The 12574-nt window shown below is 68.6% G+C and carries 12 protein-coding genes and 2 tRNA genes; 9 read left to right on the top strand and 5 right to left on the bottom strand.

The annotated features are described in order from the left end of the window. Window positions 1-51: 51 nt before the first annotated feature. Entirely contained in the window at window positions 52-537 is a 486-nt protein-coding gene (locus J0I43_RS02865; RefSeq protein WP_292858682.1) for a DNA starvation/stationary phase protection protein, read from the bottom strand. 139 nt (window positions 538-676) lie between these two features. On the opposite strand from J0I43_RS02865, the gene J0I43_RS02870 reads away from it, so the two are divergent. Then, complete coding sequence (locus J0I43_RS02870; RefSeq protein WP_292858685.1) at window positions 677-1216, top strand: gamma carbonic anhydrase family protein; 540 nt, start codon at window positions 677-679, stop codon at window positions 1214-1216. 11 nt (window positions 1217-1227) lie between these two features. Here the strand turns inward: J0I43_RS02870 and J0I43_RS02875 are convergent. After that, window positions 1228-1301 (bottom strand) — tRNA-Gly (locus J0I43_RS02875). Window positions 1302-1396: 95 nt separating this feature from the next. On the opposite strand from J0I43_RS02875, the gene J0I43_RS02880 reads away from it, so the two are divergent. From J0I43_RS02880 to J0I43_RS02905, 6 genes are all read left to right on the top strand, one after another. Beyond that, window positions 1397-1473: transfer RNA gene (locus J0I43_RS02880), tRNA-Pro, on the top strand. 81 nt (window positions 1474-1554) lie between these two features. Beyond that, window positions 1555-3045 carry a trigger factor gene (gene tig / locus J0I43_RS02885; protein WP_292858688.1) on the top strand — a complete coding sequence of 497 codons (1491 nt, stop codon included), beginning with the start codon at window positions 1555-1557 and terminating at the stop codon, window positions 3043-3045. Window positions 3046-3210: 165 nt separating this feature from the next. Continuing rightward, window positions 3211-3798, top strand: coding sequence for an ATP-dependent Clp protease proteolytic subunit (locus tag J0I43_RS02890; RefSeq protein ID WP_292858691.1), 588 nt, complete (start codon window positions 3211-3213; stop codon window positions 3796-3798). 17 nt (window positions 3799-3815) lie between these two features. Next, window positions 3816-4490 (top strand): ATP-dependent Clp protease proteolytic subunit, encoded by a 675-nt coding sequence (locus J0I43_RS02895; protein ID WP_292858694.1) that lies wholly within the window; start codon window positions 3816-3818, stop codon window positions 4488-4490. Between the two features lie 154 nt (window positions 4491-4644). Then, window positions 4645-5913 carry an ATP-dependent Clp protease ATP-binding subunit ClpX gene (gene clpX, locus J0I43_RS02900; RefSeq protein WP_292858697.1) on the top strand — a complete coding sequence of 423 codons (1269 nt, stop codon included), beginning with the start codon at window positions 4645-4647 and terminating at the stop codon, window positions 5911-5913. Window positions 5914-5957: 44 nt separating this feature from the next. Then, complete coding sequence (locus J0I43_RS02905) at window positions 5958-6515, top strand: dihydrofolate reductase family protein (protein WP_292858700.1); 558 nt, start codon at window positions 5958-5960, stop codon at window positions 6513-6515. 9 nt (window positions 6516-6524) lie between these two features. Here the strand turns inward: J0I43_RS02905 and J0I43_RS02910 are convergent, their stop codons facing one another. Next, the gene (locus J0I43_RS02910) at window positions 6525-8576 is read right to left on the bottom strand and encodes a M3 family metallopeptidase (protein WP_292858703.1); all 2052 of its coding nucleotides are present in this window, start codon (window positions 8574-8576) and stop codon (window positions 6525-6527) included. 87 nt (window positions 8577-8663) lie between these two features. Here J0I43_RS02910 and J0I43_RS02915 point away from each other — a divergent pair, with 87 nt between their 5' ends. Beyond that, window positions 8664-9281, top strand: coding sequence for a helix-turn-helix domain-containing protein (locus tag J0I43_RS02915; RefSeq protein ID WP_292858706.1), 618 nt, complete (start codon window positions 8664-8666; stop codon window positions 9279-9281). After that, window positions 9281-9499 carry a hypothetical protein gene (locus J0I43_RS02920; protein ID WP_292858709.1) on the top strand — a complete coding sequence of 73 codons (219 nt, stop codon included), beginning with the start codon at window positions 9281-9283 and terminating at the stop codon, window positions 9497-9499. The genes J0I43_RS02915 and J0I43_RS02920 overlap by 1 nt, the downstream gene beginning before the upstream one ends. A gap of 24 nt (window positions 9500-9523) precedes the next feature. Here J0I43_RS02920 and J0I43_RS02925 read toward each other — a convergent pair whose 3' ends face one another. Beyond that, the gene (locus tag J0I43_RS02925) at window positions 9524-9772 is read right to left on the bottom strand and encodes a hypothetical protein (protein WP_292858712.1); all 249 of its coding nucleotides are present in this window, start codon (window positions 9770-9772) and stop codon (window positions 9524-9526) included. A gap of 1 nt (window position 9773) precedes the next feature. Next, window positions 9774-12353: a valine--tRNA ligase gene (valS, locus tag J0I43_RS02930; RefSeq protein ID WP_292858715.1), complete on the bottom strand. Its 2580-nt coding sequence runs from the start codon at window positions 12351-12353 to the stop codon at window positions 9774-9776. Window positions 12354-12574: the final 221 nt, after the last annotated feature.

The following is a 12574-nucleotide window of genomic DNA, read 5'->3' on the forward strand; positions in this document are numbered from 1 at the left end:
GCACGGATGCCCCGGGCCTGAGCCCGAGGCATCCGTGCGTTCCTGCTGCGATCAGGCGGCGAGGTGCGCCGAGAGGAACCAGCGGTCCTTCTCGAGGCCGGCCTTGATGGCGATCGCGACGTCCTGGCTGGTGAGGTCGGTCTCGTCGAGCGCGTCGATCGCGGCCTGCACGTCGGCGATCACGGCGTCCATGTCGGTGACGATCGCGACGATCTCGTCCTGCCACTGCGCGAAGCCCGCGGGCACCTGCGTCGCGCCGGTCTTCTCGGCGACCGTCGGCACGCGCGCGTCGATCGGCAGGCCGAGGGCGACGATGCGCTCCGCGGCGAGGTCGGCGAAGCCCTGGGCGTTCGACACGACCGAGTCGAGCAGTTCGTGGATCGCGATGAAGTTGGCGCCACGCACGTTCCAGTGCGCCTGCTTGCCGTTGACCGCCAGGGCCTGCAGCCCGAGGACGACCGGCGTGAGGAACTGGGCGGTGCTCGACGCGGCCTCGGGGCCGGTCGCCGTCATCGAGATGGTCTGCGTCTTGGTCATTGCTCTGCTCCTCCACTGTTCGGGGCGTATCGCGCCCCTCGTCTGATCCAACGCTACTCAGGCCCGGGCATTCCGCAAGCAAGACAAGGCTGGGCTTACGTCAGCGCGTCGGGCGCCGTATCCGGCTATCGTCGGCGGCATGACGATCGCCGTTGATGCCTCCGTCCTGTCCGTCTCCGGGGCGACGCCCCGTCTGCACGAGACCGCGTTCGTCGCGAGCGGAGCGCGGCTGATCGGCGCCGTCACCCTCGAGGAGGGCGCGAGCGTCTGGTACAACGCCGTCGTCCGCGGCGACAGCGATGCGGTCACCCTCGGCGCCGGCAGCAACCTTCAGGACAACGTCTCGGTGCACGTGGATGCCGGCCACCCCGTCGTGATCGGCCGCGACGTGTCGGTGGGGCACAATGCCGTCGTGCACGGCTGCACGATCGGCGACGGCACGCTCATCGGCATGGGGAGCGTCGTGCTCTCCGGCGCCGTGATCGGTGCGGGATGCCTCGTCGCCGCCGGTGCGGTCGTGCTGGAGGGAGCGGAGATCCCCGACGGATCGCTCGTCGCCGGTGTCCCGGCGAAGGTGCGGCGCGCGCTCACGGACGAAGAGCGGGCCGGCATCCTGCGGAACGCCGAGATCTACCGGGCGCACTCCACGAACCACGCCGCAGCCGAATCGGCGGGATGAGCGAGGACAGGTGGAGGGGATGACGGGAATCGAACCCGCGCCGTCAGTTTGGAAGACTGAAGCTCTACCATTGAGCTACATCCCCGGAGCCGCTGTGGAGCGGCACCCGGAAGAGTCTACAAGGTCGCGTCGGCTAGACTGACCAACGGCCGTTTTTCGGCGCTCGCTCGCGTGCGCGCCCGGGGCGTAGCTCAGCTTGGTAGAGCGCCCGCTTTGGGAGCGGGAGGCCGCAGGTTCAAATCCTGTCGCCCCGACCACGGCACCCACGATCACACAGGACCCACAGACCCAGACCGGACGCGCCCGTGCGCGACCGAACACGAGGAGAACGAACAGGCATGGTCACCAGCACCGTCGAGAAGCTCAGCCCGACCCGGGTGAAGCTCCACATCTCGGTCACCCCCGATGAGCTCAAGCCCTCGATCGCGCACGCGTACGAGCACATCGCGCAGGACATCCAGATCCCCGGCTTCCGCAAGGGCAAGGTTCCCGCCCCGATCATCGACCAGCGCGTCGGTCGCGGCGCGGTCATCGAGCACGCCGTGAGCGAGGGCCTCGACGGCTTCTATCGCGAGGCCGTCACCGCGAACGAGGTCCGCACCGTCGGCCGCCCGTCCGCCGAGGTCATCGACTGGCCGAGCGACAAGGACTTCTCCGGCGACCTCAAGGTCGAGGTCGAGGTCGATGTCCGCCCCGAGTTCGACCTCCCCGAGCTCTCCGGCGTGACCGTCGAGATCGAGCCGGTCGAGACCGACGCCGCCGCCGTGGATGCCGAGCTCGACCGCCTGCGCGGCCGCTTCGGCACGCTCGTGACGGTCGACCGCCCGGCCGCGAAGGGCGACTTCGTCGAGCTGAACCTCGTCGCGACGATCGACGGCGTCGAGATCGACCGCGCCGAGGGCGTCTCGTACGAGCTGGGCTCGGGTGAGCTGCTCGAGGGCATCGACGAGGCCGTCGACTCGCTCACCGCCGGTGAGGACACGACGTTCCGCTCGACGCTCGTCGGCGGCGACCACGCCGGTGAAGAGGCCGAGGTCTCGGTCAGCGTCACCGCGGTGAAGGAGCGCGAGCTTCCCGACGCCGACGACGACTTCGCTCAGATGGCGAGCGAGTTCGACACGATCGCCGAGCTGCGCGACAGCCTGGCCGAGCGCGTCGCCGAGCAGTCGGTGTTCGTGCAGGGCGCTGCCGCCCGCGACAAGCTCGTCGAGGCGCTCATCGCCGCGGCCGACATCCCCGTGCCCGCCCAGCTCGTCGAGGACGAGGTGCACCAGCACCTCGAGGGCGAGGGGCGTCTGGAGGACGACGAGCACCGCGCCGAGGTCACCGAGGCGAGCGAGAAGCAGTTCCGCACCCAGATGATCCTGGACAAGCTTGCCGAAGCGCACGACGTGCAGGTTTCGCAGGAGGAGCTCACGCAGTACCTCATCCAGTCGGCCGCACAGTACGGCATGGCGCCGCAGGAGTTCGTCGACGCGCTGCAGCAGGGCAACCAGCTCCCCGCGATGGTCGGCGAGGTCGCCCGCAACAAGGCGCTCGCGATCGCGCTCGGCAAGGTCACGGTCGTCGACACGAACGGCAAGGCGGTCGACCTGACCGGCTTCGTCGCGGTCGCGGACGACGCTGACGGCGAGGGTGAAGCCGCTCCCGCGGCCGAGGAGAAGCCTGCGAAGAAGGCGCCCGCGAAGAAGCCCGCCGCGAAGAAGGCTCCGGCCGCGAAGGCGGACGAGAGCGCCGACGCGGCCGCCGAGGCTCCCGCCGCCAAGAAGCCGGCCGCGAAGAAGCCGGCGGCCAAGAAGGCTCCCGCCAAGAAGGCCGACGCCGAGTAAGCCTCGACGTCGCATGACGATGGGTCGGATGCCTCGGCATCCGACCCATCGTCGTTCCCGGCGCTGAGGCTCGACACGCGCTCCGCCGACGGCGAACACGGCCGGGCGCCCCCGCCCGCCTGGGTAGATTCGATGGCGTAAGGAAACCCGGAATCAGGAGTATCCATGGCTGAACCACTTGTCGCCACGAGCGTCTTCGACAGACTGCTGAAAGACCGCATCATCTGGCTGGGGTCGGAGGTGCGCGACGACAACGCGAACGAGATCTGCGCCAAGATCCTGCTCCTGGCCGCAGAGGACTCCGAGCGCGACATCTACCTCTACATCAACTCGCCCGGCGGCTCGATCACGGCCGGCATGGCGATCTACGACACGATGCAGTTCGTGCCGAACGACATCGTCACGGTCGGCATCGGCATGGCGGCCTCCATGGGCCAGCTGCTCCTCACCGCCGGCACGAAGGGCAAGCGGTACATCACGCCCAACGCACGCGTCCTGCTGCACCAGCCCCACGGCGGCTTCGGCGGCACGGCGAGCGACATCCAGACGCAGGCGCAGCTCATCATCTCGATGAAGAACCGCCTCGCCGAGATCACCGCCGCGCAGACCGGCAAGAGCGTCGAGCAGATCAACGCCGACGGCGACCGCGACCGTTGGTTCACCGCCGAAGAGGCGCTCGAGTACGGGTTCGTCGACCACATCCGCGAATCCGCGACCGACGTCGTCGGCGGCGGCGGTACGGACGCGAACTGACCGAAGGAGATATGAGAATGAACACCCCCGCCTTCGGCGTCCCGCAGGGCCTCCAGTCGGCTCTCATGCCGCAGAGCCGTTACATCCTCCCGCAGTTCGAGGAGCGCACGGCCTACGGCTACAAGCGCCAGGACCCGTACAACAAGCTGTTCGAAGACCGCGTGATCTTCCTCGGCGTCCAGGTCGACGACGCGTCCGCGGACGACGTCATGGCCCAGCTGCTCGTGCTCGAGTCGCAGGATCCCGACCGCGACATCATCATGTACATCAACTCGCCCGGCGGCTCGTTCACGGCCATGACGGCGATCTACGACACGATGCAGTACGTGTCGCCGCAGATCCAGACGGTCGTGCTCGGGCAGGCTGCCTCCGCGGCATCCGTGCTGCTCGCCGCCGGCGCCCCCGGCAAGCGTCTCGCGCTCCCGAACGCCCGGATCCTGATGCACCAGCCCGCCGTCGGCGAGTCGGGGCACGGGCAGGCGTCGGACATCGAGATCCAGGCGGCCGAGATCCTGCGCATGCGCACGTGGCTCGAAGAGACCATGGCGCGGCACACGAACCGCACGCAGGAGCAGGTCAACAAGGACATCGATCGCGACAAGATCCTGTCCGCGAGCGAAGCGCTCGAGTACGGTCTGGTCGACCAGGTGCTGACCTCGCGCAAGCGCGTTCCGGCGGCGCTGACCTCCTGATCGGACACCGCACGACACGGCCCCGAGGCGCGGAAGGAATCCGCCGTCGGGGCCGTGTCGCGTGCGGACCATCCACACGTCGCATCGCAATCCGCCGCGATGTCGGCGTGAGCGGTTAGGCTCGAATCCCTGAGAGTTCTCTGAAGGAGTGGTCATGGCTCGCATCGGTGAGAGTGCCGACCTGTTCAAGTGCTCCTTCTGCGGCAAGAGCCAGAAGCAGGTGCAGCAGCTCATCGCCGGGCCCGGCGTGTACATCTGCGACGAGTGCGTCGAGCTCTGCAACGAGATCATCGAAGAGCGGATGGCGGAGGCCGGCGAGGGGACCGTCGCCGATTTCGACCTCCCCAAGCCGCGCGAGATCTTCGCGTTCCTCGAGGAGTACGTCGTCGGGCAGGATGCCGCGAAGAAGGCGCTCTCCGTCGCGGTCTACAACCACTACAAGCGCGTTCGGGCGCACGGCACGATCCAGACCGCCGAGCAGCGCGCCGACGAGGTCGAGATCGCGAAGAGCAACATTCTGCTCCTCGGACCGACCGGGTGCGGCAAGACCTACCTCGCGCAGACGCTCGCCAAGCGTCTCAACGTCCCGTTCGCGGTCGCGGATGCGACGGCGCTGACGGAGGCCGGGTACGTCGGCGAAGACGTCGAGAACATCCTCCTCAAGCTCCTGCAGGCCGCCGACTTCGACGTGAAGCGGGCCGAGACCGGCATCATCTACATCGACGAAGTGGACAAGATCGCCCGTAAGGCCGAGAACCCGTCCATCACCCGTGACGTGTCGGGCGAGGGCGTGCAGCAGGCGCTGCTGAAGATCCTCGAAGGCACGGTCGCATCGGTACCGCCGCAGGGCGGTCGCAAGCACCCCCACCAGGAGTTCATCCAGATCGACACGACGAACGTCCTGTTCATCGTCGCCGGCGCGTTCGCGGGTCTCGAGGACATCATCTCCTCGCGCGTCGGGCGTCACGGCGTCGGATTCGGCGCACCGCTGCAGGAGAAGGGCAAGGAGCTCGATCTCTTCAGCGAGGTCGAGCCGGAGGACCTGCACAAGTTCGGTCTGATCCCCGAGTTCATCGGGCGTCTACCCGTCGTCACGTCGGTCGCTCCCCTCGACCAGGAGGCCCTGATCGAGATCCTCACGGGGCCGAAGAACGCCTTCGTGAAGCAGTATCAGCGCATGTTCCAGCTCGACGGCGCCGAGCTGGAGTTCGAGGACGATGCCCTCATGGCCATCGCGGACCTCGCCGTCGCACGGAAGACCGGCGCGCGCGGGCTGCGCGCGATCCTCGAGGACGTGCTCGGTCCGATCATGTTCGAGATCCCGTCCGTCGACGACGTCGCGAAGGTCATCGTGACCCGTGCCGCCGTCACCGAGGGCGCCGCGCCGACCCTCGTGCTGGAGCGCAAGCGCAAGAGCGCCTGACGCGGGCGGCCTCGCGTCGGAGGCATCCGGTAGCGTCGGCCGGCATGGGGCGGATCATTTTCGACACGGCGACCTCGCTCAACGGCTGGATCGCAGACGAGCAGAACTCGCTCGACTGGCTCTTCGCGGTCGAGGGCGGCACCGAGCCCGACCCATCATTGTTTCCCGACGCGGCTGTGCTGGTGGAGGGATCGACGACGTACGAATGGGTGCTCGCGCACGAGGATCTGCTGACCTGCCCCGAAAGGTGGGCCGATTTCTACGGGGAGAAGCCGACCTTCGTGTTCACGACAAGGGACCTCCCAGTTCCTGACGGCGCCGACGTGCGGTTCGTCTCCGGACCCGTCTCAGATGCCCTGCCCGCTATCCGCGCCGCCGCGGGCGAGGGCGATGTCTGGGTCGTCGGCGGGGGAGAGCTCGCGGGTCAGTTCCTCGATGCCGGCGCGCTCGATCAGATCGCGGTGTCGATCGCACCCGTCCTGCTCACGGGCGGCGCGCCGCTGCTGCCGCGCCGGCTCGAGGCCGACCGGTTGCGGCTCGTGTCCGCGCACGCGGCCGGCCAGTTCGCCCGACTCGTCTACGACGTGCTTCCGCCGCGTTGACGCGATTCGTCAGGCGTCGAGGCCCCGACGCTTCAGGAGCGGAGCGATCTCGGCGTCGCGGCCGCGGAAGTCGCGGTACGCCTCGAGGGGGTCCTTCGACCCGCCGACGCCGAGCAGCCGCGCCCGGAAGCGGTCGCCGTTCGCACGGGTCAGTCCGCCGTTGTCCTTGAACCACTCGACGGTGTCGGCGTCGAGCACCTCGCTCCAGATGTATGAGTAGTAACCGGCGCTGTAGCCGCCCGAGAACACGTGCGCGAAGTACGTCGACGAGTAGCGCGTCGGCACGAGTGGGTTGTCGAGGCCGATGTCGGCCAGCGCCGCGGCCTCGAAGGCGGCCACGTCGGTCACCTTTGCGGCCTCGCCGGCGCTCAGCGAGTGCCAGGCCTGGTCGATCCATGACGCCGCGAGGTACTCGCTCGTCGCGAAGCCCTGGTTGAACGCCTCGGACGCGTGCAGCTTCTCGACGATCTCGCGGGGGAGTGGCTCTCCGGTGTCGACGTGGCGCGCGTACGTCGTGAGCACTTCGGGCCAGAGGATCCACATCTCGTTGACCTGGCTGGGGAACTCCACGAAGTCCCGAAAGACGGCGGTGCCGGCGAAGTGCGGGTAGATCACCGTCGCGAACAGCCCGTGCAGAGCGTGGCCGAACTCGTGGAACAGCGTGGTGACCTCGTCGAGCGTCAACAGAGTGGGCTCGCCCGGCGCGGGTTTGGGCACGTTGAGGTTGTTGACGACGACCGGCGCCGTGCCACGCAGCGTCGACTGCGACACGATCGAGTTCATCCACGCGCCGCCGCGCTTCGTATCGCGCGTGTAGAGGTCGAGCAGGAAGAGGCCGAGTGCCGACCCGTCCTCGTTGTGGATCTCGAAGACGCGTACCTCGGGGTGGTAGCCCGGCAGGTCGGCGCGCTCGGTGAACGTGATGCCGTAGAGCTGTGTCGCGGCGCGGAACACGCCATCCTGCAGTACGCGTCCGGCTTCGAACCATGGCCGCAGCGCCGTGCGATCGAGGTCGTATTCGGCCTGCCGCACACGCTCGGTGTAGAACGCCCAATCGTGCGCCTCGATCGTGAACGGTTCGGCGTCGGCGTCGACCATCGCCTGCAGCGCGGCCTGCTCCCGCCGCGCGTTCGCCGCCGCCGGAGCGGCGAGCTCTCGCAGCAGCGCCTGGACGGCCTCGGGAGAGCCGGCCGTCTCGTCGCTCGTCACGTAGGCCGCATGCGAGGCGTAGCCCAGGACTTCAGCGCGCCGCGCCCGCAGCCGGACGATCTCGCGCAGCACCGCGCGGTTGTCGTTCGCACCCCCGCGGGAGCCTCGCGCGCGCGAGGCATCCAGGAGTCGACCTCGACTCGCGCGATTCGTGAGCGTCGAGAGATAGGGATGCCCGGTGAACAGCGTCAACGTGACGACGTAGCGCCCCGGCAGCCCTCGTTCCACGGCGTTGTTCGCGGCGGCGGACAGCTCTCCCGGCGTGAGCCCGGCGAGCTCGGACGCATCGTCGAAGACGACGGCGAGGTCGTTGGTGTCGGCCAGCAGGTTCTTCTCGAAGGTCGTCGTGAGCACCGAGAGACGGGTGTTCAGCTCAGTCAGCTCGGCCTTCTGGGCGGCGTCGAGCGCGGCGCCCGCGTGGGTCATCTCACGGAACGTCCGCTCGAGCAGGTAGGCCGACTCGGGGTCGAGATCGAGGCCGTCGCGGGCGTCGTAGACGGCGGCGACGCGCGCGTACAGCGCCGCGTCGAGCGTGATGGCATCCTGATGCGCCGACATGAGCGGAGCGAGGGTCTCTTCGATCTCCTGGATCTCGTCGGTCGCGTCGGCGGACGAGACCGTGTAGTACGTCCGCGCGACCGTGCCGAGCAACTCGCCCGCTCGTTCCAGCGCGACGAGCGTACTCGCGAAAGTCGCATGCTCGGTCTGGCTTGTGATGGCGTCGATCTCCGCACGGTGGGCGGCGAAGGCTGCGTCGAACGCAGGCAGATAATGCGCGGGACGGATCTCACGGTAGTCGGGCAGCCGATACGGAAGTGCCGAAGGGGAGAGGAGGGGATTCGCGTCGACCATGCGCTCAGCCTACGGGCACCGCGATCGCCACCACTTCTTTGCAAAGGAATACTTGCAACGGGTCCTTTGGGTTGATAGTCTCGTGCCATGACAGAGGAAGATCGGGCGCACCGGCCGGAGGCGAGTGAGAGCCGAGTGCTGGACGCCGGGGCGCTCAAAGCGCTCGCGCACCCGATGCGCGTACGGATCTACGACATCCTCAGTCAGTTCGGCCCGCAGACGGCCAGTTCGCTCGCCGAACGACTGGGCGAGTCGAGCGGCGCGACGAGCTACCACCTGCGCGCCCTGGCGAAACATGACCTGATCCGTGAGGTGGCGGATCGTGGGAGTGCACGAGAGCGGTGGTGGGAACGCCCGCGCGGCTCGATCCGCATCTCGGCCCCCGCCGCCGTGCGCACTCCGTCCGGCCGCGCGGCTTCACAGATCGTCGTGACGGAGACCTACCGCCAGCGCCACGAGCAGCTGATGCACTTCATCGCGCAATCGATGCGCGACGACGAGGGGGAGGAGACCCCGGCAGAGCTCTCCACGGCGACGACGCGTCTCACGAAGGCGCAGTTCGATCACTTCTCGCAGCGTCTTTCGGAGATCATCACCGAATCTGTGGAGCTCTATCGCGATCAGGTGGGCGAGGGCGTGCGCCCGTACCTCATCCGACTCGACATGTTCCCGATCGACGACCCACATGCGAAGGAGGGACGCTGATGGCGCTCATCGAGTCCACCCGGATCCGGCTGCGCCCGACACCGGCAGAGCGCGTCGCGCTGACCGTCGCCACATGGATCTCGACGGGCGTGGCGAACAGGATGGACCGGCGCGCACGGATCCTGACCGAGGCGCACGTGAGACGTGCGGCGCATGACGCCGACACGGCGCGTCGCGAGGTCGAACGGGCGCGGGCGCATCTGCTCGGCATCCGCTGACCGGTCCGTGCCCGCGGCCGTGATTCAGGCGAACTCGTCCTCATCATCGTGACGGACGATGACCGTCCCCGACGCGAGAAGCTCGACGATCACGCCCGTGTCCAGTTCGGCGATCGGGCGCCCCTCCAGGAAGGTCAGCGTCCATCGCGGGCGCGGCTGTCCCAGATCGTCCGCGGGGAGTGCGCGATCGACGGCGGCGATCTGCGGACGCAGAGTCGCCGGGACTGCCGCGGGCGGCTCCTGACCGCTCGACCAGCGGGTTCCGAGCTGCATCTCACGCCTCCGCTTCGGCGAGCTCGACGTCCTCGACGCTGAGCGCCTCGCCGCCGCCCCGCAGGTCGAGCTCGGCGATGCGGCCCACGGCCCGGAGGTCGCCTTCCGCCAGCGTCAGCGCCGCGATCGCCGCGTCGGACGCCCGCAGGACGAGTCGCGCGACAGGTGTCTTCTGGGACGCCTTGGCCTCCGTCTTGGCGCGCCGGATCCCGATGAGCGCCTCGCTCGCGACCTTGAGCACCGCCGGATCCCCGTCGATCCCGAGCGGCTGCGGCCACTCGGCGGTGTGGACCGAGCCCTCCTCGAACCACGACCACGCCTCCTCGGCGGCGAAGGCGAGCACGGGGGCGAGGAGACGCAGGAGCGTCGAGAGCGCGAGCCGGAGCGCGAGCGCAGCGGACGCCTGGCCGGCGTCGGTCTGGTTGTAGGCGCGCTCCTTGACCAGTTCGAGGTAATCGTCGCAGAACGTCCAGAAGAACGATTCGGTGACTTCGAGCGCACGCGCATGGTCGTACCCCTCGAACGCCGCGGTCGCATCGCGCACGACGACGTCGAGGGTCGCGAGCATCGCTGCATCCAAGGCGTGGGTGACCTGCGCCCCCTCGGGTACGGGGAACGAGAGCACGAACTTCGCCGCGTTCAGCACCTTGATCGCGAGGCGGCGCCCGATCTTCACCTGCGTCGGGTTCTGCGGGTCGAAGGCGGCGTCCGCGCCGAGTCGGCTGGATGCCGCCCAGTACCGCACCGCGTCGGTGCCGTGCTGATCGAGGATGTCCGCCGGCGTGACGACGTTGCCCTTCGACTTCGACATCTTCTTGCGATCGGGGTCGACGATGAAGCCCGAGATCGCGGCATCCGTCCACGGCGCGCGATCGTCCTCGAGGGCGGAGCGCACCATGGTGGAGAAGAGCCACGTGCGGATGATGTCCTGGCCCTGCGGGCGCAGATCGAACGGGGCCACGACGCTCCAGAGCGCGTCATCTCGCTGCCAGCCGCCCGCGAGTTGCGGGGTGAGCGATGACGTCGCCCAGGTGTCGAAGATGTCCTTCTCTCCTTCGAACCCGCCCGCGGCCCCACGCTGCGCCTCCGTGTAGCCCGGCGGCACGTCGCTCGTCGGGTCGATCGGCAAGGAGGAGGCGTCCGCCGTGATGACGGCGCCTTCCATGCGGTCGCCGTTCTCATCGAGCGGGTACCAGACCGGGATCGGCACACCGAAGAAGCGCTGGCGCGAGATGAGCCAGTCGCCGGTCAGGCCGTTCGTCCAGTTCTCGTAGCGCACGCGCATGAAGTCGGGATGCCACCCCATGCCCCGCCCGAGCGCGATCAGCTTCTCCCGGAACGCCGCGTCTCGCGCGCCGTTGCGGAGGTACCACTGACGCGTCGACACGATCTCCAGCGCCCGGTCGCCCTTCTCGTAGAACTTCACCGGGTGGCTGAAGGGCTTCGACACCTCGAGCAGCTCGCCCGAGGACTCGAGCAGCTCCACCATCTTCTTCTTCGCGCTGAAGACCGTGAGGCCGGCGATCTCGGAGTAGGCGGCACGCGCGGCATCCGTCGCGAGGGCGGCGGGAGCGTCGGGGAGGATCCGGCCGTCCTGACCCAGGATCGTGCGGTTCGGCAGGTCGAGCTCGCGCCACCAGATGATGTCGGTCACGTCGCCGAAAGTGCAGACCATCGCGATGCCCGAACCCTTGTCCTGCTGCGCGAGCGGGTGCGCGAGGACCGGGACCTCGACGTCGAAGACCGGCGTGCGCACCGTCTGTCCGAAGTACGGCTGGTACCGCTCGTCACCGGGGTTGGCGACGAGCGCGACGCATGCGGCGAGGAGCTCGGGGCGGGTCGTCTCGATGTGGATGTCACCCGAGCCGTCGGTCTTGTGGAACGCGAGGCGGTGATAGCTCGCCTGCTGCTCGCGGTCCTCGAGCTCGGCCTGCGCGATCGCGGAACGGAAGTCGATGTCCCAGAGCGTCGGAGCCATCGCCTGGTACGCCTCGCCGCGCTCGAGGTTGCGCAGGAACGCGAGCTGGCTCGTGCGGACCGTGTCGTCCGAGATCGTCCGATACGTCTGCGTCCAGTCGACGGAGAGGCCGAGCTGGCGGAAGACCGCCTCGAACGCCTTCTCGTCTTCGAGGGTCAGCTCCTCGCACAGCTCGATGAAGTTGCGGCGGCTGATGGGCACCTGATCGGCGGGCTTGAGGCTCTTCGCGTCGCCGCGGAACGGCGGGGTGAAGTCGGGGTCGTAGGGGAGGGACGTGTCGCAGCGGACACCGTAGTAGTTCTGCACGCGGCGCTCGGTCGGCAGGCCGTTGTCGTCCCACCCCATCGGATAGAACACGGTCTTGCCCCGCATGCGCTCGAACCGCGCCTTGACGTCGGTGTGCGTGTAGCTGAAGACATGGCCGATGTGTAGCGACCCCGAGGCGGTCGGCGGAGGCGTGTCGATCGAGTAGACGCCGGCGCGACCCGCGGCCTCGGCGGCAGCACGGTCGAACAGATACGTGCCCGCGGCGGTCCACGCGGCATCCCACTTCTGCTCGAGGCCTTCCAGTGCGGGCTTGTCGGGAATCTGCGCGTCGGCCATGGGTGTCTCCTCGAGCGATATTGGCGGCACTGTGTGAGCGTGCCTGAGTGTGGGTTGTGCGCTCAGTCTACCGGCGCGTCGGCAGCGCGGTGCCCGGTATCCGCGTCGGATGCCGAGGAGATGACGGATGCTGAGGACCACATCCGGGCGTCCGGTCCTCAGAATCCGCCATCTCCTCAGAAACCTCCGGCCGGCCCCGCCCATCGCCCTCTCCACAGGCG

The sequence above is a fragment of the Microbacterium sp. genome, from assembly GCF_017305435.1.
Lineage (GTDB): Bacteria > Actinomycetota > Actinomycetes > Actinomycetales > Microbacteriaceae > Microbacterium.

Bases quoted from the DNA above. Each gene is read 5' to 3' on its own strand.
- tig (WP_292858688.1), top strand. From the start codon at position 1,555: ATGGTCACCAGCACCGTCGAGAAGCTCAGCCCGACCCGGGTGAAGCTC.
- J0I43_RS02920 (WP_292858709.1), top strand. From the start codon at position 9,281: ATGGCGCTCATCGAGTCCACCCGGATCCGGCTGCGCCCGACACCGGCA.
- J0I43_RS02925 (WP_292858712.1), bottom strand. From the start codon at position 9,772: ATGCAGCTCGGAACCCGCTGGTCGAGCGGTCAGGAGCCGCCCGCGGCA.
- J0I43_RS02915 (WP_292858706.1), top strand. From the start codon at position 8,664: ATGACAGAGGAAGATCGGGCGCACCGGCCGGAGGCGAGTGAGAGCCGA.
- valS (WP_292858715.1), bottom strand. From the start codon at position 12,353: ATGGCCGACGCGCAGATTCCCGACAAGCCCGCACTGGAAGGCCTCGAG.
- J0I43_RS02895 (WP_292858694.1), top strand. From the start codon at position 3,816: ATGAACACCCCCGCCTTCGGCGTCCCGCAGGGCCTCCAGTCGGCTCTC.
- J0I43_RS02905 (WP_292858700.1), top strand. From the start codon at position 5,958: ATGGGGCGGATCATTTTCGACACGGCGACCTCGCTCAACGGCTGGATC.
- J0I43_RS02890 (WP_292858691.1), top strand. From the start codon at position 3,211: ATGGCTGAACCACTTGTCGCCACGAGCGTCTTCGACAGACTGCTGAAA.
- J0I43_RS02910 (WP_292858703.1), bottom strand. From the start codon at position 8,576: ATGGTCGACGCGAATCCCCTCCTCTCCCCTTCGGCACTTCCGTATCGG.
- J0I43_RS02865 (WP_292858682.1), bottom strand. From the start codon at position 537: ATGACCAAGACGCAGACCATCTCGATGACGGCGACCGGCCCCGAGGCC.
- J0I43_RS02870 (WP_292858685.1), top strand. From the start codon at position 677: ATGACGATCGCCGTTGATGCCTCCGTCCTGTCCGTCTCCGGGGCGACG.
- clpX (WP_292858697.1), top strand. From the start codon at position 4,645: ATGGCTCGCATCGGTGAGAGTGCCGACCTGTTCAAGTGCTCCTTCTGC.